At 66.1% G+C, this 19,549-nt stretch carries 17 protein-coding genes; 5 read left to right on the forward strand and 12 right to left on the reverse strand.

Annotation, left to right across the window (positions count from 1 at the left end; all coding sequences use genetic code 11):
- Position 1: 1 nt before the first annotated feature.
- From ACV095_RS16130 to fdhA, 4 genes are all read right to left on the reverse strand, one after another.
- Entirely contained in the window at positions 2–1,363 is a 1,362-nt protein-coding gene (locus tag ACV095_RS16130) for an MFS transporter (protein WP_223993971.1), read from the reverse strand.
- Positions 1,364–1,431: 68 nt separating this feature from the next.
- Positions 1,432–2,382: a serine hydrolase gene (locus ACV095_RS16135; protein ID WP_056389361.1), complete on the reverse strand. Its 951-nt coding sequence runs from the start codon at positions 2,380–2,382 to the stop codon at positions 1,432–1,434.
- A gap of 143 nt (positions 2,383–2,525) precedes the next feature.
- A complete protein-coding gene (locus ACV095_RS16140) occupies positions 2,526–2,879 on the reverse strand; it encodes a GNAT family N-acetyltransferase (protein WP_018771376.1) in 354 nt (117 codons plus the stop codon).
- Between the two features lie 113 nt (positions 2,880–2,992).
- A complete protein-coding gene (gene fdhA / locus ACV095_RS16145) occupies positions 2,993–4,204 on the reverse strand; it encodes a formaldehyde dehydrogenase, glutathione-independent (protein ID WP_018771377.1) in 1,212 nt (403 codons plus the stop codon).
- Positions 4,205–4,518: 314 nt separating this feature from the next.
- Here fdhA and ACV095_RS16150 point away from each other — a divergent pair, with 314 nt between their 5' ends.
- Both ACV095_RS16150 and ACV095_RS16155 read left to right on the forward strand, forming a co-directional pair.
- Entirely contained in the window at positions 4,519–5,493 is a 975-nt protein-coding gene (locus ACV095_RS16150) for an aldo/keto reductase (protein ID WP_056389358.1), read from the forward strand.
- A 26-nt stretch (positions 5,494–5,519) separates the two neighbouring features.
- Positions 5,520–5,849: a DUF6457 domain-containing protein gene (locus ACV095_RS16155; RefSeq protein WP_478222280.1), complete on the forward strand. Its 330-nt coding sequence runs from the start codon at positions 5,520–5,522 to the stop codon at positions 5,847–5,849.
- 13 nt (positions 5,850–5,862) lie between these two features.
- Here ACV095_RS16155 and ACV095_RS16160 read toward each other — a convergent pair whose 3' ends face one another.
- The gene (locus tag ACV095_RS16160) at positions 5,863–8,190 is read right to left on the reverse strand and encodes an FdhF/YdeP family oxidoreductase (protein ID WP_478222281.1); all 2,328 of its coding nucleotides are present in this window, start codon (positions 8,188–8,190) and stop codon (positions 5,863–5,865) included.
- Between the two features lie 251 nt (positions 8,191–8,441).
- On the opposite strand from ACV095_RS16160, the gene ACV095_RS16165 reads away from it, so the two are divergent.
- Both ACV095_RS16165 and ACV095_RS16170 read left to right on the forward strand, forming a co-directional pair.
- Positions 8,442–10,178 (forward strand): RecQ family ATP-dependent DNA helicase, encoded by a 1,737-nt coding sequence (locus tag ACV095_RS16165; RefSeq protein ID WP_478222282.1) that lies wholly within the window; start codon positions 8,442–8,444, stop codon positions 10,176–10,178.
- 37 nt (positions 10,179–10,215) lie between these two features.
- Positions 10,216–11,418 (forward strand): TerC family protein, encoded by a 1,203-nt coding sequence (locus tag ACV095_RS16170; protein ID WP_018771382.1) that lies wholly within the window; start codon positions 10,216–10,218, stop codon positions 11,416–11,418.
- A gap of 24 nt (positions 11,419–11,442) precedes the next feature.
- On the opposite strand, the gene eda is transcribed toward ACV095_RS16170, so the two are convergent.
- From eda to ACV095_RS16200, 6 genes are all read right to left on the reverse strand, one after another.
- Positions 11,443–12,069, reverse strand: coding sequence for a bifunctional 4-hydroxy-2-oxoglutarate aldolase/2-dehydro-3-deoxy-phosphogluconate aldolase (gene eda, locus ACV095_RS16175; protein WP_056389346.1), 627 nt, complete (start codon positions 12,067–12,069; stop codon positions 11,443–11,445).
- On the reverse strand, positions 12,062–13,594 hold the full coding sequence (locus tag ACV095_RS16180; protein ID WP_478222283.1) for a mannitol dehydrogenase family protein: 1,533 nt from the start codon (positions 13,592–13,594) through the stop codon (positions 12,062–12,064). Before ACV095_RS16180 ends, eda begins: the two co-directional genes overlap by 8 nt.
- Entirely contained in the window at positions 13,516–14,502 is a 987-nt protein-coding gene (locus tag ACV095_RS16185; RefSeq protein WP_235509746.1) for a PfkB family carbohydrate kinase, read from the reverse strand. The genes ACV095_RS16180 and ACV095_RS16185 overlap by 79 nt, the downstream gene beginning before the upstream one ends.
- Positions 14,499–15,710, reverse strand: coding sequence for a D-mannonate dehydratase ManD (gene manD, locus ACV095_RS16190; protein ID WP_144601318.1), 1,212 nt, complete (start codon positions 15,708–15,710; stop codon positions 14,499–14,501). The genes ACV095_RS16185 and manD overlap by 4 nt, the downstream gene beginning before the upstream one ends.
- Positions 15,711–15,810: 100 nt before the next feature.
- Entirely contained in the window at positions 15,811–16,839 is a 1,029-nt protein-coding gene (locus tag ACV095_RS16195) for an L-idonate 5-dehydrogenase (protein WP_478222284.1), read from the reverse strand.
- Positions 16,836–18,233 carry an MFS transporter gene (locus ACV095_RS16200; RefSeq protein WP_018771388.1) on the reverse strand — a complete coding sequence of 466 codons (1,398 nt, stop codon included), beginning with the start codon at positions 18,231–18,233 and terminating at the stop codon, positions 16,836–16,838. The genes ACV095_RS16195 and ACV095_RS16200 overlap by 4 nt, the downstream gene beginning before the upstream one ends.
- 185 nt (positions 18,234–18,418) lie before the next feature.
- On the opposite strand from ACV095_RS16200, the gene ACV095_RS16205 reads away from it, so the two are divergent.
- On the forward strand, positions 18,419–19,144 hold the full coding sequence (locus ACV095_RS16205; protein WP_056389338.1) for a GntR family transcriptional regulator: 726 nt from the start codon (positions 18,419–18,421) through the stop codon (positions 19,142–19,144).
- A 78-nt stretch (positions 19,145–19,222) separates the two neighbouring features.
- Here the strand turns inward: ACV095_RS16205 and ACV095_RS16210 are convergent, their stop codons facing one another.
- Positions 19,223–19,486: a hypothetical protein gene (locus ACV095_RS16210; protein WP_018771390.1), complete on the reverse strand. Its 264-nt coding sequence runs from the start codon at positions 19,484–19,486 to the stop codon at positions 19,223–19,225.
- Positions 19,487–19,549 lie beyond the last annotated feature (63 nt).

Below are 19,549 nucleotides of genomic sequence, written 5' to 3' on the forward strand. Positions count from 1 at the left end.
CCTAGGCCTTCTGCTGCCGCCAGAACACGGAGATCCCGAACGTCACGGCACAGAGCACCAGCATGGCCAGCACCATCCGCATCCAGCTGTCCTGGTGCACCCCGCCTGATGCGAACACGCCGATCATCACGGTGGCGGTGATCGCGCCCACGTAGCGGCAGGTCTGGTAGATCCCGGCCGCCACCCCGCGGTCCTGCGGCCGGGTGGACACGAACATGCCCTGGTTGGAGGCGATGCTGACCGTGCCGTACGGGATGCCCATCAACGCGGTCAGTACCACCACAACGGGGATGGCCAGCGTGCCGGTCAGCAGCCACATGAGCGCCGCCACCACGGTCAAAAGGACGACGCCGGCAAGCAGCACCCGCCGGACACCGAACCTTCCCATGGCGGAGACTGCCCACGGGGTGGCTACCACGGACATGCCGGCCAGGGGCAGCATCAGCAGCCCCACCACGCCGGGGTCGTAACCGCCGGCTTCCTGCAGCAGCTGCGGGAGGCCGAAAAAGACGAAGTAGTACACGCTGCTGAACACGGCGAACGCCAGGTACACGAGCATCAGCGGCCGGTTCCGGCCCAGCAGCCGCAGGTTCAGGAAGGGTTTGGCGAAGCGCAGCTCCCGCCAGGCAAACAGCCCCGCGACCACGGTTCCGGCGGCCAGCATCCACCACCGGTAGTCCGGCGCCACGTTCAGCGCAGCCATCATGACCAGGAGAAGGGCGGCGATGAACCCGGCAATCCCCGGGACGTCGGAGTCCCGCACCAGTTCCGCCAGGCTGCCGCGCTCCCGGACCTGGTCCGGCGGTGCGGCCTTCCGCACGGTCAGCAATGCCGCGAGTGCCAGCGGGACGTTGACCAGGAACAGCGACTCCCAGCCCACGAAGCCCACCAGCAGGCCGCCGACCACCGGGCCCACCGCGGCTGCGGACGTGTTGGCCATCTGCAACCGGCCCAGCGGGCGGGCCGAGTCCACCTTGGCCCGGTGCGCCAGAGCGCCCACCATCACCACGGCACTGGGATATGCGGTGGCAGTTCCCAGAGCCATGACCGCCCGTGCCACGCAGAGCAGCGCGAAGTTCGGGGCCAGCGGGGCCAGCGCGCAGGTGACGGCTACCAGCCCCATGCCCAGCATGAACATCTGCCGCGGGCCGAACCGGTCGGCGAGCCGGCCCATCACCGGCTGCCCGGCTGCGGAGGCCAGGTAGAACGAGGTGACCACCCAGGTGACGGCAGCAACGTCGAGCCCGAAGTCGGCGCGCAGCACCACCAGGGCCACGGCGATCATGGAGGAGTTCAGTGGGTTCAGTGCCGTGCCCAGGCTGAGTCCGGCGACGGCCAGGGCAGTCCGGGGGTTGTTGCTCACGGTAACAGTCTGGCCTAAAGCTTCCACCGCAGGCGACTCGGCGGGTCTCCCGCGCAGGGTGGCGTGCGCTATTTTCCTGCCACTCCCACCGGGAAGAGTGCGTCCTCCACCGCCCTGGTCAGGTCCCGGATCACCTCGGCCTGGCCCTCATCCGCCCCGCCGGCGGGGTTCTCCGTATAAATGACCAGCGCGAAGGTCGAACCGCGGTAGCTCAGGAGCGCGGCGTCGTGCAGTTCCCCGGACACTTCCCCGTACTTGTGGTACACGTCCACTCCGGACCGTGATCCCGCCGGGATGAGGTCCTCGTTGTTGGTGTCCTGCATGTAGCTGAGCAGCTGCGCCGTGTTGTCCTTATCCAGGAGTTCGCCTGCATAGAGCTTCTTCAGGATCAGGGCCATGTCCGCCGCGGTCAGGAGGTTTTCTTCGGGGTCGTAGGTGACGCCGATGGAGCCCGCGTAGGCGATCAACTGCGGGTACCCCACGGCATCCATCAGCAACAGCCAGGAGTCGTTGTTGCTGTCGTTGACCATGGCCTTGAGTTGGAACGCGGCGTCGTAGTCGCCCATGGGATCCTCCAGGCCCGCCTGCCCGTTTTCCACCAGGTGATAGTAGGCGGCAGCAGTGAGGATCTTGGCCGTGCTGGCCGCGGTGAACGTGTCCTGGTCGCCGAACGTCCGTTCCGCACCTCCGGACACATCGGCGAGCGCCAGCCCAATCCGGTATTCGGCCGCGTCACTGAGGATGTCGTCCACGCTGTCCTGCAACGACGGCGGAGCTGCCGCCACCGGCGCTGCGGGTACGGCCGGCTGGGTGGGGACCACGGCACCGGTGAGTGGCTCGGACCGGACCACGGCCAGGGTGATGGTCCCGACGATGACCAGTACTACCGCAAGGGCCAGCCACAGCAGCCTTCTGTGGCCCCGGTTCCTGCCCGGAGCTGGCTTGCCGTTTGATGGCCTGCCCGGCGGTTGCAGCGGAGCACCGCGGCCTGGTGTGGGCACCATGGGGTGCACGGACATACAAGGGCTCCTGTCCCGCCTCGGCAATCAAAAACAACACCAGCGCGGCGGTGGGCCGCGCTGACAGATGCTGATTAAATCACCGGCGGTTGGGAGCTTCCTGAAGGCTTGCGGGGTGTTCCGCCGGCTGTAATAGGGATGCGCTAGCCGCGGGCGCGGGCGGACAACGCGCTGTCCAGGAATTCCAGGTGCGCCGGCGCCACAGGCACCACGTTGGCCGAGTATTCCGGGTGCTTTGCAAGGAACTTCTTGATGAACGGGCATACCGGGATGATGCTGCTCCCGGCCTGGACCGTGCTGTCCAGGGCAGCCGTGGCCAGCCGCCCGGCAAGGCCCTGCCCGCCGTATTCCTCGTTGATCACCGTGTGGTAGAAAATCCGCTGCGGCGACTCCCCGCCGTCGTACTCCTTGTACACCGCCTTGCCGATCACGTTGCCGGCGTCGAGGATCTCGAAGCGTTCGCGCCCGGGATTGTGGCGGACGGTGATGTCACTCAAGGGAAACTCCTTCGTTTGCGGTTTGTGTTGCCCGTGCAAAGCCTAACCCGGCCCGGGCAACAGTTATTTCCGCAAGCAAGGGGCCCTTGGTGGCATCCCCGCCCGCCGCCGCGTCAGCTTAAGTAGCCGTTGGGATTGAGGACGTACTTGGTGGCTGCGCCGGCGTCGAACTCCGCGTAGCCCTTCGGTGCCTCCTCCAGCGGGATGGCCTTGGCGTTGACGTTCTTGGCGATGTTGACCCTGTCATTCAGGATGGCCATCATCAGTTGCCGGTTGTACTTCATCACCGGGCACTGGCCAGTGGTGAAGCTCAGCGATTTTGCCCAGCCGGTGCCGAGGCTCAGTGACAGTGCGCCCTTCTTGGCGGCCTCGTCGATGCCGCCCGGATCGCCCGTGACGTACAGGCCGGGGATACCCAGGGCTCCACCAGCGGCCGTGAGCTCCATCAGGGAGTTCAGGACCGTCGCCGGCGCCTCCTTGGCATCGTGGCCGTGGCCCTTCGCTTCAAATCCCACGGCGTCGACGCCGCAGTCCACCTCAGGGACGCCCAGGATCTGCTCGATCTGGTCCTTCGGATCGCCCTTGGTCAGATCCACTGTTTCGCAGCCGAAGCTGCGCGCCCGTGCCAGCCGGTCTTCGTTCATGTCGCCCACGATGACGACGGCGGCCCCCAGCAGGTGCGCGCTGGTGGCTGCCGCAAGACCCACGGGACCGGCCCCGGCAATGTACACGGTGGAACCGACGCCCACCCCTGCCGTGACTGCGCCATGGAACCCTGTGGGGAAGATGTCCGAAAGCATGGCCAGGTCCATGATCTTCTCCATGGCCCGGTCCTTGTCCGGGAACTTCAGCAGGTTCCAGTCTGCGTACGGCACCAGAACGTAGTTGGCCTGGCCGCCGACCCACCCGCCCATGTCCACGTAGCCGTACGCGGCGCCGGGGCGCGCGGGATTCACGTTCAAACAGATGCCGGTCTTGCGCTCCTTGCAGTTCCGGCAGCGGCCGCAGGCGATGTTGAACGGCACCGAGCAGAGGTCGCCCACCTTGATGAACTCGACATCGCGGCCCACCTCCACCACTTCGCCGGTGATCTCGTGGCCCAGCACCAGGTTGGGCGGAGCCGTGGTACGGCCGCGCACCATGTGCTGGTCCGATCCGCAGATGTTGGTGGCCACCGTTTTGAGGATCACTCCGTGGTTGACCGGGCGTCCCACGTTCGCGGGGTTGACACCTGGCCCGTCCTTGAGCTCAAACGTCGGATAGTCAATGTCGATTACTTCCACCTTGCCGGCTTCTTTGTAGGCAACGGCTTTGTTCCCTGTCATCTATCGCTCCTGTAGTCAGGCGTCCGGTGGGACGGCCGTGATCTGGTTGGGTGGCACATCCCGCGAGGGGAACAGCCCTGGCCGATTGGTGCGTCCTGATATGTGAAGTGGTCAGGCAACGGTTCCGGGTGGGGATTCGCCCAGTCTAGGCACGGCCCACCAAGGGGTCTAGGGGTATGAAGCCCCTTGTTTAGGGGAGCAATCCATGAGGGATACCCCTATAGTGGCGTACGCTGCACCAACCGGTTCCGCTGCCCTGGAAACGGCGCAGGCCAGCTGGTTTTCCGAACACGTTCTACCGTTGAGGAGCACCCATGAAAACGCGCACCATTGGACAACTCACAGTGTCCGCCCTGGGCCTTGGCTGCATGGGCATGAGCGAGTTTTACGGCGACGGCGATGAGCAGGAGTCGATCGCCACCATCCACGAGTTCCTGGATGCCGGCGGCTCCCTGCTGGACACAGCGGACATGTACGGCCCCTTCACCAACGAAAAACTGGTGGGCCGCGCCATCGCCGGCCGCCGCGAAGAAGCGGTCCTGGCCACCAAGTTCGGAAACGAGCGCCGCGAAGACGGTTCCTGGGTGGGCATCAACGGCCGCCCCGAATACGTCAGGTCCGCCTGCGACGCCAGCCTCCAGCGCCTGGGCGTGGACCACATCGACCTGTACTACCAGCACCGGGTGGACAAGACCGTTCCCATCGAGGACACGGTTGGCGCCATGGCGGAACTGGTCCAGGCCGGAAAAGTCCGGCACCTTGGCTTGTCCGAAGCATCCGCCGCGACCATCCGGCGGGCCCACGCCGTGCACCCCATCACCGCCCTGCAAACCGAGTATTCGCTGTGGGAGCGGGAGCCTGAAACCAAGGTGTTTCCCGTGCTCGCGGAACTGGGCATCGGTTTTGTGCCCTACAGCCCGCTGGGCCGTGGGTTCCTCACCGGGCAGATCCGCAGCGTGGACGATTTCGCCGAAGACGACTTCCGCCGCCACTCCCCGCGTTTCCAGGGCGACAACTTCACCCGCAACCTGGAACTCGTGGACCGGGTCAGGGAGCTGGCCGACAGGAAACAGTGCACTCCCGGCCAGCTGGCCCTCGCCTGGCTGCTGGCGCAGGGGGAACATATCGTCCCCATCCCGGGCACCAAGAAACGTGAACGGCTGCGCGAGAACCTGGGCGCCGTGGACATCGAGCTCAGCCAGGACGAGCTTGAGCTGCTGGACCAGCTGGCACCGGCCGGAGCAACTGCCGGCGCCCGCTACCCCAACATGTCCACCATCGACACGTAAACGCACCAACGGCGCTAAGGAGAACCATGGCAATGAACGACGACGAAGCACGGGTGCTGGACCAGTGGAGCCACCGGCTGGCCCAGGCGCTGCAGATCCTTGACCTCAACATGGACCAGGAGCTGCTCCTTGACCTGGCCCGCAAATCCTCCGAGAACGTAATCCATGCCGCCGCCCCCGTCACCACGTTCCTGGTGGGCTACGCGGCAGCGCTGGAGGCAGGCACGGGCAGCGCCGGGAACAGGGAAGCCGCTGGTGAAGCCATCGAGAAGGCTGCCAAGGTGGCGTTCCAGCTGATCGACGACGGCGCCCACGGCGGGCCGGCGGGCAGCGGGTGGGCGGACACCGGTCAATAGCCGGCGAGGACAGTCAGCCCGCGGCGGTGGGCTCGTCCTCCAGTACCTTCACCGGCTCCAGGCGGACGATGACCGCCTTGGACACGGGTGTCTGGCTGCCCTCGGCCACGCTGTCCAGCGGAACCAGGACATTGGCCTCGGGGTAGTACGCCGCGGCACAGCCCTTCGCGGACGGATAGGACACCACGCGGTAGTTCCAGAGGACCCGTTCCACGTTGTCCTTGTATACGCCGCGGATGTCCACGCGCTGCCCGTCGGCCAGCCCCAGTTCGGCAAGCTCTGCCGGATTGACGAAAACCACTTCGCGGCCCTTCCTGATGCCACGGTAACGGTCGTTGTTGCCGTAGATGGTGGTGTTGAACTGGTCATGCGAGCGCATGCTCTGCAGGATCAGGGTGCCGGCGGGGCGTTCCACGTGCTCAAGTTCGTTGACCGTCAGGATGGCCTTGCCGGTGGGAGTGTGGAAAGTCCGTGAATCCCGCGGGCCGTTGGGCAGCACGAAGCCGCCGTCCTGCCGGATCTTGCGGTTGTAGTCCCCGCACCCGTTGACCACGCGGGAGATGTGGTCCCGGATGAGGTCGTAGTTCTTCTCGAAGCCGGCCCAGTCGGCGTTGATGGTGTCTCCCAGCGTCGCCTTTGCCAGCCGGCAGACTATCGCCACCTCGGACAGCAGGTTGGGTCCCACCGGTTCCACCGTGCCGCGGGAAGAGTGCACCGCGCAGACGGTATCCTCCACTGAAACAAACTGCGGCCCGGTTTCCTGGCGGTCGATCTCCGTCCGGCCCAAGGTTGGCAGGATGAGCGCTTCAGCCCCGGTGACTCCATGCGAGTGGTTTAGCTTGGTGGAGATCTGCACGGAAAGTTCGGTGTTCTCCATGGCGCTCTCGGCCGTTGAGGTGTCCGACATCGCGCCCACGAAGTTGCCGCCAAGCCCCACAAAGACCTTGATGCCACCGTCGCGCATCTGCCGGACGGTTTCCACGGCATCCGCGCCGTGTTCCCGGGGCGGTTCGAAGCTGAACTCCTTGCCCAGGGCGTCCAGGAAGGCAGGCGGCATCTGTTCCCAGATGCCCATGGTGCGGTCACCCTGGACGTTGCTGTGGCCGCGGATTGGGGAAGCCCCGGCGCCGGGTTTTCCGATGTTGCCGCGCAGCAGCAGGAGGTTGATGATCTCCTTGATGGTGGCGACGCCCTTTTTCTGCTGGGTTATGCCCATGGCCCAGGTGATGATGACCTTGTCCGCAGCCAGATAGCGGGCCGCCAGTTCATCGATTTCCCCGCTGCGCAGACCCGTGGCTTCGAGGACCGCGGCTTCGTCGAGGTTGGCCAGGTGCGCCCGGAGTTCAGCCAGCCCCTCGCAGTGTTCCTGGAGGAAGGCGTGGTCCAGGACGTTGCCCGGATTGGCATCCTCGGCATCCAGCACCCGTTTCGAAACGGCCTGCAACAGGGCCATGTCCCCGCCGATCCGCACCTGCAGGAACTGGTCGGCAATCTGGGTGCCGTGGCCGATGACGCCCTTGACCTTTTGCGGGTTCTTGTACCGCATCAGTCCGGCCTCGGGCAGCGGGTTGATGGCGACGATGTGGCCGCCGGCCTCCTTGGCTTCTTCCAGTGCCGTCAGCATGCGCGGGTGGTTGGTGCCCGGGTTCTGGCCCATGACGATGATCAGGTCGGCCTTGCCGAAGTCGTCGTAGGAGACGGTCGCTTTGCCCACGCCGATGGTCTGGCCCATGCCCCAGCCCGAGGACTCGTGGCACATGTTGGAACAGTCGGGCAGGTTGTTGGTGCCGTAGGCCCGGATGAACAACTGGTACAGGAAGGCGGCCTCGTTGGAGGTGCGGCCGCTGGTGTAGAACGTTGTCTGGTTGGGGTTGGGCAAGGACTTCAGCTTGTCCGCGATGATCGTGAAGGCATCCTCCCAACTGACCGGACGGTAGTGGTCCTCCCCCGCGGGCTTGTACACCGGTTCGGTGAGCCGGCCCTGCATCCCCAGCCAGTACTCGGTGCGCCGGCGCAGTTCGCTGACGGGATGCCCGGCCCAGAATTCGCTTCCGACCACCACAGGGGTGGCTTCCCAGGTGACCGCCTTGGCCCCGTTCTCACAGAATTCGAAGGTCTTGCGGTGGCCCGGGTCCGGCCACGCGCAGCTCATGCAGTCAAAGCCGTCCTTCTGGTTCAGCGCCAGCAGGGTCTTGCGCGAGCGCTCCACGCCCATGTGCTTGAGGGCAGGCTGCATCGAGTGGTAGACGCCGGGCACGCCGGCAGCCCAGGTCTTGGGATGGCCGCTCACCTCAAGTTCGGATTCGTCGGGTTCTTCGACCTTCGGGTTTTCGCGCGCCACGTTGGGTTCTCCTTGCTTGCCGGTCCCAGATGCGCCTGCTGCCCAGCCGTTTCGGTAATTTCCACAGTTGTTGAGGCTGCCCCTGAAGTCAAGGACGGCCGCTGGCCGGCAGGCCCGTGGGCTGACACCCTGTCCGGCCTGCTTTTCCACATACGCCCGAAGGTTTACGACGGCGGCGCGGGGCTGGCGTAGGGTGGTTCCTACGGCTGAAGCAAGCGGCCGCAGTTTTCTTCTGTGCGGAGCCGCTTTCCATGGCCGACGAACCAGCCCTCCGGGCCCTTGCTGAATCACCCTTCTCGCTGCCCCACCTGCGGGACGGCCAATTGGCTGGCATGGCAGCCCTTGCGGACGGCCGCGACGTCCTGGCCGTGATGCCCACCGGATATGGCAAATCCGCCATCTACCAGGTCGCCGCCCTGCACCTGCACAGGACCACCGGACGTCCCGCCGTCGTGGTTTCACCGCTTATTGCCCTGCAAGAGGACCAGTTGGACGGCCTGGCCCAGGCGCTCGGGCCGGATGCCGCTGTGGCCATCAACTCCTCGCACAGAGACGCCGAAGTCGAGGCTTCATGGCAGGCCGCCGAGGATGGCCGGGCCGTGTTCCTGTTCCTCGCCCCCGAACAGCTGGCCAAGCAGTCAACCGTAGACCGGATCAAAGCCCTGAACATCTCCCTCTTCGTGGTGGACGAGGCCCACTGCGTTTCCTCCTGGGGCCACGATTTCCGACCTGACTACCTCGCCCTCGGCAATGTCCGGGAACAGCTGGGCAATCCGCCCGTGGCTGCCTTGACCGCTACGGCCTCCCCGCCGGTCAGGGACGAGATCGTGGAGCGGCTGGGCATGAACCAGCCACTGGTCCTGGTCCATGGCTTCGACCGGCCCAACATCAGCCTCGATGTGGTCCGCCACCATGAGGACAAGGGCAAGCGCAAGGCCGTCCTTGAGCAGGTGGCGGAGCTGGCCGGGAAGGGTCGAGGCCTGCTGTATGCGGCCACCCGGAAGGACACGGAGAAATACGCGGCCAAGCTTGTCAAGGAGGGGCTGCGCGCGGAGGCTTACCATGCCGGCCGTTCCGCGAGGGACCGGGAACACATCCATGAGCTGTTCCTGGCTGACCAGCTGGACGTCGTGGTTGCCACCACGGCGTTCGGCATGGGCATCGACAAGCCGAACGTCCGGTTCGTGGTGCATGCCGACATTCCGGAGTCGCTGGACTCCTACTACCAGGAGATCGGACGGGCAGGCAGGGATGGCGAACCCGCATCCGCCGTGCTGCATTACCGCTCCGAGGACCTGGGCCTGCGGAAGTTATTCGGCACCCACTCCCCCGACCCCGGTTCCCTCCTGGCCGTGCTGAAGATTCTCAAGGCCGCCAAGGCTCCCGCGCCGAAGGCGTCCCTGGCCGAGCTCACCGGGTTACCCGCCCGCCGCATCACGGGACTCATCAACCAGCTGGAAGAGGTTGGCGCCGTCAGCACAGGCAAGCGGGGCATCCGGCTGACCTCCAAAGCCAAGCTGCCCGCCCTGGTGGACGACGCCGTCGAACTCGCCGAAGCCCGGCAGCGCGTGGACCAGTCCCGGCTGACCATGATGCGTGCGTACGCGGAGACGGACGGCTGCCGGCGGCAGTTCCTGCTGGGCTACTTCGGCGAGGACCTGCCGGAGCCGTGCGGAAACTGCGACGGGTGCGCTGCTGCCGCTTCGGGGGACGCGGGGCAGCCGGACAAGGGGAAGGCGGGAAAGAAGTCCCACGCCAAGCAAAAGCAGGGGAAGAAACAGCCGGGCAAGGCGTCCGACGGCGGCGGGCCGGCTTCCGCCGCCGCCGAGCCTTTCCCGCTGCAGTCCGCGGTGGTGCACAAGGAGTGGGGGCCCGGCCTGGTGATGCGGCACGAGGACGACGTCATCATGGTGCTCTTTGAACAGGAGGGGTACAAGACGCTGTCCCGGACCGCCGTCATGGAGCACGAACTCCTGAAGCCCGCTTAGGTAGGCTGGAGGGACCCTCCGACGAAAGGCCCGCCGCGTGGAAGTATCTGCTTATATCTGGACCCTGACCATTGCGGGAATCGTGGGGCTGCTGGCCTTCGACTTCTTCTTCCACGTCCGTAAGGCCCACACGCCCTCCCTCAAGGAATCCGCCACCTGGTCCGCGATCTACGTGGGAATTGCCGTGCTGTTCGGGCTGGCCGTACTGGTGTTCGGCGGACCCGACATGGGGACAGAATATTTTGCCGGCTACGTGACGGAGAAGGCGTTGTCAGTGGACAACCTCTTCGTCTTCCTCATCATCATGGCCAGTTTCAAGGTGCCCCGCGCGGACCAGCAAAAGGTGCTGCTGTTCGGCATCGTGTTCTCCCTGATCGCCCGCACGGCGTTCATCTTCCTAGGCGCGGCACTGATCAACAGTTTTGCCTGGGTGTTCTACATCTTCGGGCTCATCCTGCTGCTCACCGCCGGCAACCTGCTCAAACCCGACAGCCACGACGACGACTCCGAAGGCCTGGTGGTCCGGCTCGCCAGGAAGCTCCTGCCGGCGTCGCAACACTACGACGGCGACAAACTCTTCACGGTGGAGAACGGCAAGCGGGTCCTGACGCCGATGCTGCTGGTGATGGTGGCCATCGGCGGCACGGACATCCTGTTCGCCCTGGATTCAATTCCGGCCATCTTCGGCCTCACCCAGAACGTGTTCATCGTGTTCACCGCCACCGCGTTCTCGCTGATGGGCCTGCGCCAGCTGTTCTTCCTGATTGACGGCCTGCTGGACCGGCTGATCTTCCTTTCGTACGGCCTGGCGGTCATCCTGGGTTTCATCGGCGTGAAGCTCATCCTGCACGCCCTGCACGAGAACACCCTTCCCTTCATCAACGACGGCAAGCACGTCAACGTGGTGGAGGTCAGCACCGTCGTCTCGCTGGGCGTCATCCTGGGTGTCCTGGTGGTGACCATCCTGGCGTCCATCTTCAGCCCCAAGGGCAAGGCCAAGAACGCGGTGTCCGGGGCGCGGCGCCACGCCACGGAATACATGGACCTCAACTACGAGACGGACATGGCCGAACGCGACAAGATCTTCGCCAAGATGTGCCGCGAAGAAAACCAGATCCGCAAGCTTCCCGAGAAGTACAAGCGGCTGGTCCGCAACGAAACCGAGTTCATGGAGCTGCTGCGCAACGCCCACGCGGAGCACGACAAAGCCCAGGTCCGGGCTGCCGCAGCCGAGAGCTGACGCCCGGCCGGCTTGCGGGGTGGATTACCGGCCCAGCGCGGCCGCCCCGCTGGCCAGGCTGGTGATCCGCGCCCAGTCCTTGGCCGCGACGGCGTCCGCCGGAGTGAGCCAGCTGCCGCCCACGCAGGCCACATTCGGCAGCCGAAGGTAATCCGGGGCGGTGGCCAGGCTGATGCCGCCGGTGGGGCAGAACTGCACGTGCGGGAGGGGCGCCCCGATGGCCGCCAGATAGGACGGACCGCCTGCAGGCCCGGCGGGGAAGAACTTCATCGCATCCAATCCGGCTTCCAGGACGGCCATTACCTCGCCCACGGTGGCGACGCCGGGCAGCACCGGGACGTCCAGGGACAGCATGTGCTTGAGCAGGGCCGGGGTGACACCGGGGCTGACCAGGAATGTGGCACCCGCTTGGACGGCGGCGTCGGCCTGGCCCGGCGTGAGGATGGTGCCGGCGCCCACCAGGATGTCCGGCACCTCCTCGGCGATCAGCTTCAGCGAGGTCAGCGCGGAGTCGGTGCGCAGCGTCAGCTCGATGGTCTTCACGCCGCCGTCCACCAGGGCACGGGCCAGGGGCACCGCATCCTGGGCGTCGTCGATGGTGACCACCGGGATGACAGGTGAAACGCCAAGGACGCCTGATGCGTCAGCCATGGTTGATCTCATTTCCCAGGCCGTCCGGCCCGTTGGTTTCGATGATGCGGTACCAGTGCAGGAGCAGGTTGCGGAAGCCGCCATGTTCCGCCAGGTCCTGGTCAAAAACGGGCCGGAAGCCCAGCAGTGCAGGCACCACGCTGTCGGCGTCCCTGGCGGCCGGCAGTGTTGCGTTCAGCTCCGCGGCCAGCGGATCGTTGAGGTCGGTTTCCAGGGTGGCGGCCACATGGTGCATCCACGCGGCAATGGCGAGCGCAGCCCAGCGGGGTTCGCGGCCGGCGTCGAGCGTTCCCCTGATGGTGGGCAGCAGGCGCAGCCCTATCTTCTGGGAACCGTCGCTGCCCACTTTCGCGGTGGTGTGGCCCAGGGCGGGGTTGGCGAAGCGGCGGAGCACCTCGTCGCAGTACTGCTCCCCGCCCAGCCCGGCCGGGAGGGTGATGGTGGGCAGCGCTTCCTGGAGCATCATGCGCCGGCAGGCGGTGTGGAACGCGTCCACGGCCACGGCGTCGCTGATGGTTTCCTTGCCCGCGGCGAGCCCCAGATAGGCCAGCATCGAATGGCTGGCGTTCAGCAGCCTCAGCTTTGCTGCCTCCCACGCGGCGACGTCGGTGCTGAACACCGCCCCGGCATCCTCCCAGCGCGGCCTGCCGGCGGCGAAATTGTCCTCAATCACCCATTGCTTGAAGGGTTCGGCCACCACGGCGGCTTCGTCCCGAAGGCCAAGTTCACGTTCGACGCCGGCCAGGTCGCCTGGCGTGCTGGCCGGCACCATCCGGTCGACCATGGTGCTGGGGAAGGTTGCGTTTCCTGCCAACCAGGCCAGCAGGGGTTCGCTTTCAGGTGCGGGCAGGGCGGCCGCGAAATTCCGGACCAGGGTTCCGGTCAGTTCGCCGTTGCCGGGCAGGTTGTCGCAGGACACCACGGTGATGGCTCCGGCACCCGTGAGTGGCCGTTGCTGCAGGCCACGGACAATTTGCCCGATGGCGGTACGCGGCGGGCGTCCCGAGAGGTCCGCCTGGACATCCGGGTCCTGCAGGTCAAGGGTGCGGGTTTTCGGATCGAACCGGTATCCCTTTTCCGTGATGGTGAGGGTGACGATTTTTGTGGCCGGTGCGGCGATCCGCTCGACCACCAGTTCCGGGTTGTCGCGCCCGGATATGGCGTCGACGATGCTGGAGACCACACGCAGCGGGGCGGCGTTGCCTCCCCGTTCTGCCACGGTGAACAAGCCATCCTGGGGCGCCAGTTGCCGGGCCACGGTGCTGGAACGCTGGGTGACCCCGATGATCCCCCACTCGAAGTCGCCGGCGGCAAGCATTGCGTCTTCCGTGAAGACCGCGGTGTGGGCGCGGGCGAAGGCTCCCAGGCCCAGGTGGACGATGCCGGGCTGCAGTTTGTCCCGCTTGATGCCGGCGTGGTGTCCGCTGGTTGCCAGGGAAGATGTAGTCAGGCGTTCGATGGCTGCGCTCCTTCGGAGAAGTTCCCGGAGGCGTGCGCCCTGGTCTGTTCGAATGTGGGGATGCAACCGGTACCGCCCTTACCGCCCACCACCAGCGACGATGCGGCAGCCCCGAAACGTGCCGCCGTCGGGAAGTCGTCGCCCAGCACCAGACGCGCGGTGAGCGTCCCAACGAACGCGTCCCCGGCACCGGTCTGGTCCACCACGGCGGGGGCGGGAACCGCCGGCACCCACGCAGAGCCGGCACCTTGGGCGGCGTCGCCGCTCCATTCGAGCTGGACCCCTTCCGCCCCACAGGTGACGGCAACGTTGGCGGTACCCAGCGAGCGCAGCTTGGCCGCGGCCTCCTGCGGAGAGGCAACGCCCAGCAGCGCATCCGTCTCGCCGGGGAATGACGGCGTGACCAGGAAGGCCTGCGGCGCCAGGGCGGTGAGTGCCGCCGTCGCCTCTTCCACGGTGGTGAGGCGGGGGCGGTAATTGGGATCGTAGACAAAGCGTGTGGCCAGGCCGGCAGCTTTGACGACGGCGGCGCGCGACGTTGGTGAAATGGCGCAGGCGATGCCGCCCGCCACCAGGGCCCCGGCTGCCGCGACAACTTCGGGATCGACGTCCTCCGGGCCCAGGGTGGAACCCACGCTGCCGCTGCGGGCGTAGGAGAACTCGCGTTCGCCGGCGGGATCGCTGTGGACCAGGTAAACGCCCTGCTGGCCGCGCCGGAACTTTAGAAGGTCGGTCGAAACGCCCAGTTCGGCGATACGGGCGGCAATGGCGTGGCCCAATTCGTCATCGGTCAGCACGGACAACAGGCCTACCGTGGCGCCTGCGGCGGCGGCGGAGGCTGCGACGTTGAGGGCGTCGCCGGAGATGCCAAGCTGCGCGGGAACGCCGTGGGCAAAGGGAAGGTCGGTGGCGACTTCGACGAGGATCTCCCCCATCACCACCACGTCAAAGGGTTGGTGGGCTGCAGTGTTCACCAGTCGTGCACCGATCCGTCCAGGCGCCGGTTCACCGGCAGGTACTTGGGGTCGAAGGGGAAGCGTACGGCGGCTTCCTCATTGAACTCTACGCCGATGCCGGGAGCGTCCCCAGGGTGCATGTAGCCGTCGCTGAAGGTGTAGGAGGTGGTGAAGACTTCCCCGGCGGGGTCGCGGTGGCCCATGTATTCCTGGATGCCGAAGTTGGGGATGCTCATGTCAACGTGCAGTGCGGCTGCGAACGAGGCCGGCGACAGATCACCTGCGCCGTGCGAGCCCGAGCGCACGCCGTAGAGGTCTGCGAGGGAGAAGATGCGGCGCAGGTGCGTGATGCCGCCGGCGTGCGAGACGGAGGTGCGGATGTAGTCGATCAGGCGTTCGGTGATGAGCTGCTGGCAGTCCCAGATCGAGTTGAACACCTCACCCACGGCCACGGGGGTGGTGGTGTGCTGGCGGATCAGGCGGAATGCCGACTGGTCTTCGGCCGGCGTCGGGTCCTCAATCCAAAACGGTCGGTACTGCTCAAGGGAGGCGCCAAGCCGCCCTGCTTCGATGGGCGTGAGCCGGTGATGGACATCGTGCAGGACGTGGACGCCGTAGCCGAACTCCCCGCGGACGTGGGCCATCATTTTCGGGGCGAAGTCCAGGTAGGCGGTGGTCTCCCAGGTGTCTTCCTGGGGCACGTTGCCGCTGGCCGGCTCGTAGAGTCTGCCGTCCACGGGGGCGATCCCGTAGGTCTTGTCCAGGCCGGGCACGGCTGCCTGGGCGCGGATGGCCTTGTAGCCAAGGTCCAGGTGATGCTGGAAGTCTGCGCTGAGGTCCTCAAGGGTGGTGCCGCTGGCGTGTCCGTAGACCATCACGCCCTCGCGGGCCGCGCCGCCCAGGAGTTCATAGACCGGCATGCCGGCCGCCTTGCCCTTGATGTCCCAGAGTGCGACGTCGATGGCTGCGATGGCCGTCATGGTCACCGGGCCGCGGCGCCAGTAGGCGCCCTTGTAGAAGTACTGCCAGGCATCCTCGATGCGGCGGGCATCGCGGCCGATGAGCAACGGGCAGAGGTGCTCGGAGAGATAGGAGGCTACAGCCAGCTCGCGACCGTTCAAAGTGGCGTCGCCGATGCCGGTGATGCCGTCCTCGGTTTCAATTACGAGCGTGACGTAGTTCCGTCCGGGCGACGAAACCACAACCCGTGCGTCGGTGATCTTCACTGGGAGTCCTTCTCATGGTGGTATGCAATGTTAGGTGGCGGTAAGTGCCCGCTGTGAGGGTTCAGAACGGGCACTTACCGCTGTTTTGGTGGGGTGGGTGTCAGTCCGAGCTGAGGTGGAGCATGACCTTGCTGCTGCCGGCCGCGGGGTCCGCGGCCGTTTGCATGGCTTGCGCCGCGTCCTCGATGGCGAACTTGTGGGTGATGATGGGCGAGACGTCCAGGCCGTCCTTCATGGCCTGCAAGGCATCGGTGATTTCATCCACGAACCTGTAGGACCCGATCCAGGTGATTTCCCGGGTGACCAGGTCCCCCAGCGCGGAGGCCGCAGGGGTGCCGGGCAGGTTGCCCACCTGGACGACGGTGCCGCCGCGGGCCGTGGCGCGCAGGACTCCGCCCAAAACGGCAGGGATCCCGGTGGCCTCGAAGACGAGCTCCATGTCCGTGGGGAGCGCAGTGTCCGAGACGTTCAGTACCTCGTCTGCGCCCATGGCCTTGGCAATCCGCAGGGACGCGTCGCTGATGTCGGTGGCAATCACGGTCCGGGCTCCGGCGTACTTGGCGGCCGCCGTGACCAGCGACCCGATGGGCCCGGCACCGTTGACCAGCACGTCGCGGCCTCGAAGGCTGCCGGCGCGGCTGACGGCATGCATGGCAACGGCGAGCGGCTCCGCCAGTGCCCCACGGAGGGTGTCCACCCCGTCCGGAAGCGGCCGGACCTGGAATGCCTTGGCGAGTTTCCGTTCGCTGAAACCACCGTCGGTGTGGGGGTCGAACGCCGCCGAACCGAAGTACCTGATCTGCGGGTAGAGGTTGGTCCTGCCCTGCAGGCGGTCCGGCAGCGCGCCGTCCCCCACCAGTTCGGCCGGGTGCACCGTGACGGGCTGGCCCACTTCGAGATGTTCGACGCCGGCGCCCAGCTTGGCGATCCGGCCCGCCACCTCGTGCCCCAGGATGAGCGGTGACTTCAGCGCCGCGGTACCCGACGCTCCGTGGCGCCAGTACGAAAGGTCGCTGCCGCAAATGCCGCCCCATTCGACGTCGAGCACTACCTCTCCCGGCCCGGCGACGGGCTCGGGCCGGTCATCGATGCGGAGGTCGTTGGCACCGTGGACGACGACTGCCTTCATACTGCGTCCTCCAGGCGGACCATGTCGCGGCCGCGGACCTCGGGGCCAACAGCTGCGGAGACCAGGGTGATCAGCGAGTAGCCGATGACCATGGCGGCGAGCGGCCACCAGTGTCCGGTGACTGCGGTAAGCGTTGCCGCCAGCAGCGGGCCGATGGCTGTGGCCAGGATGCCGCCGATCTCCTTGGCGAGCGCCAGTTGCGTGAAGCGGGTGCGGGCACCGAAGAACTCGGCCATGGTGACGCTTTCCATGGCGAAGAGGCTCAGCACGCCCAGGTTCAGGCCGATGACCATGGCGATGGTGATAAGCGCCGAATTGCCGCTGGTGATCATGAGCATCATCGGGATGGCGTAGAGGGCAGTGAGGGCGCTGAGCACCAGGTACAGGGGGCGGCGGCCGAAGCGGTCACCAAGGAGGCCAATCAAGGGGATGGTGACGAAGCCGAGGATCGAGCCGTACATGATCGCGTTGGTGCCCACGCTCTTGTCCGTCATCAGGACGGTGGCCAGGTAGCCCACCAGGAAGGTCTGCACCAGTCCGGAGTTGCCGGCCTGGCCAAAGCGCAGGCCCAGTGCGATCAGGAACGCCTTGCCCTTCTTCTGGTGCAGGGCAGCTTCGATGGTGCTGGTTCCCGCGAGTTCGGGGGCCTTTGCGGCTGCGCTCTTGATCTTGTCCTTGGTGAGTGCCACGCCGTCAACCACGTCGGCACGCTGTTCGAAGACCGGGCTTTCCTTGATGGAGCGGCGGATCCAGACGGCGAACAGCATGATCACGAAGCTGGCAAGGAACGGGACGCGCCAGCCCCAGCTCAGCAGGTCCTCCTGCGAAAGGGAACTGACCAGGATGGCCCACAATGCCGAGGCGCCCAGGGTTCCGGAGTTGGTGCCCAGGCAGACCAGGGAAGAGATGATGCCGCGTCGGCGAGCCGAAGCGAACTCCGCCAGCATCACCGTGGCACCCGCGATTTCCGCGCCGGCCCCGAAACCCTGGATGAGGCGCAGGGCCACCAGGAGGATGGGTGCCCAGATGCCCACCATGGCGTAGGTGGGAAGTACGCCGATCAGGGTGGTGGAGGCACCCATCAGGGCGATGGTGATGTACAGGACCTTCTTGCGGCCGATGCGGTCGCCCATGCGGCCGAAGTAGACAGCACCGAAGAGGCGGGCAACGTACCCCACGCCGTAGGTGGCCATCGCGGCGATCAGGCCGATGACGGGGCTGACGTCCGGGAAGAAGATCTTGTTGAAGACGATGGCGGCTGCCAGGGAGTACAGCTGGAAGTCCATGAATTCCATGGCCGTGCCAAGCCAGCCGGAGACGGCCACCTTTGCGAGGTCGCGGGTGTTCCGGGCTTCAACCTTGCTGCTGGTAGGCGGTGCAATGCTTTCGGTCATCAGTTGCTCCTTTGCAGGTGATGCTGTCTAGGGGGAGGAAAAACGTTGAAGGGGATTGAACAGCGGAAAGCTGTGGACTGCCCGGCCGGGCCCCTCGGATGGGCATCAGTGAACCGGCAGCACTTCGATTTCTACTACCATACAAGCACTACCATTCTAGTGTGTCAACGGGCTAGACTAATGGCATGGCAACGGACAAAAGAGGTGCTTCCCCCCGGCTTTCGGTGCGCGACCAAACCCTCGAGACGCTCCGCAGCAGGATCATCTCGCTGCAACTCCCGCCGGGCGAGCCCCTATCCGAGAACGAGCTGGCGCAGGAGCTGGGCGTCAGCCGCACGCCGGTACGCGAGAGCCTCATCCTGCTCCGCGAGGAAGGACTGGTGCAGGTCTTTCCCCAGATCGGCTCGTTCGTCTCGCTGGTGGACCTGGCGCGGGTCTCCGAAGCGCAGTTCATCCGCGAAGCCATCGAGTGCGCGTCGCTCCGGGATCTCGCCGTGGACGCGGAAGGCATCGGCGTCCTGCGGGGTATTCTCAAGGCGCAGTCGGATGCTGACGCCAGCGGCGACGTGGAGGAATTCTTCCGGCTGGACGAGGATTTCCACCGGGAACTCCTGCGCCTGGCCGGACACGAATCCGCCTGGAGTGCGGTCAACTCCGCCAAGGCACACCTGGACCGGGCGCGCCGGATGAGCCTGCTGGACACCCGGCCCGTTTCCACCTTGATCGAGCAGCACACGGCCGTGGTGGACGCACTGGAAGCCAACGACCTTTCCGATGCGGACAGCCGCCTGCGCCTTCACCTTCGCGCCGTCTTCGAGGACGTCCAGCGCATCCAGGAATCCACCCCGGAGCTGTTCTCCGACGCGGCTGCCCGGCGTCCTTCACGGCGGAGCGTTGCCCGCCTGACTTAAGTCACCCAAGGTGTGCGGCCGACGACGGCGGGAAGTCCCGCCGTCGCGCGCGCCCTGGTCAGGCTGGCTGATCAGGAGCTAATCAGGAAGGCATGCCTCCATCGAGCCGTAGTGCAAGTGCGCACCGCCTTGGACGAATTGCCCGAAATTGGGTGCGTCTTCGTCATCAGCCAGGTCCTTGAAGTAGTTCACGTCAAGCTCCCCTGCCTGCGCCTGGGTGGAAACAATAATTCCGACGCAACTGGCGGCGTCGTTGGTTGCCTGGGCCGGAGCGGCGCTCCCAGCGAGGATGGACAGCCCGGCGAGGCTGAAGATGGCAGCGCGGCGAAGAAGGACAGTCATGACTGGAACCGTTTCTGGGATATGGGATTTCCGTTAGCTGCCGGCGGCGGCCAAGGCCCGCAG

Source organism: Arthrobacter sp. JDC6 (assembly GCF_056484025.1).

Coding starts and splice junctions, on each gene's coding strand:
- ACV095_RS16165 (WP_478222282.1), top strand. CDS start 8,442: ATGGCCGACGAACCAGCCCTCCGGGCCCTTGCTGAATCACCCTTCTCG.
- ACV095_RS16150 (WP_056389358.1), top strand. CDS start 4,519: ATGAAAACGCGCACCATTGGACAACTCACAGTGTCCGCCCTGGGCCTT.
- fdhA (WP_018771377.1), bottom strand. CDS start 4,204: ATGACAGGGAACAAAGCCGTTGCCTACAAAGAAGCCGGCAAGGTGGAA.
- ACV095_RS16135 (WP_056389361.1), bottom strand. CDS start 2,382: ATGTCCGTGCACCCCATGGTGCCCACACCAGGCCGCGGTGCTCCGCTG.
- ACV095_RS16205 (WP_056389338.1), top strand. CDS start 18,419: ATGGCAACGGACAAAAGAGGTGCTTCCCCCCGGCTTTCGGTGCGCGAC.
- ACV095_RS16210 (WP_018771390.1), bottom strand. CDS start 19,486: ATGACTGTCCTTCTTCGCCGCGCTGCCATCTTCAGCCTCGCCGGGCTG.
- eda (WP_056389346.1), bottom strand. CDS start 12,069: ATGGCTGACGCATCAGGCGTCCTTGGCGTTTCACCTGTCATCCCGGTG.
- ACV095_RS16155 (WP_478222280.1), top strand. CDS start 5,520: ATGGCAATGAACGACGACGAAGCACGGGTGCTGGACCAGTGGAGCCAC.
- ACV095_RS16200 (WP_018771388.1), bottom strand. CDS start 18,233: ATGACCGAAAGCATTGCACCGCCTACCAGCAGCAAGGTTGAAGCCCGG.
- ACV095_RS16195 (WP_478222284.1), bottom strand. CDS start 16,839: ATGAAGGCAGTCGTCGTCCACGGTGCCAACGACCTCCGCATCGATGAC.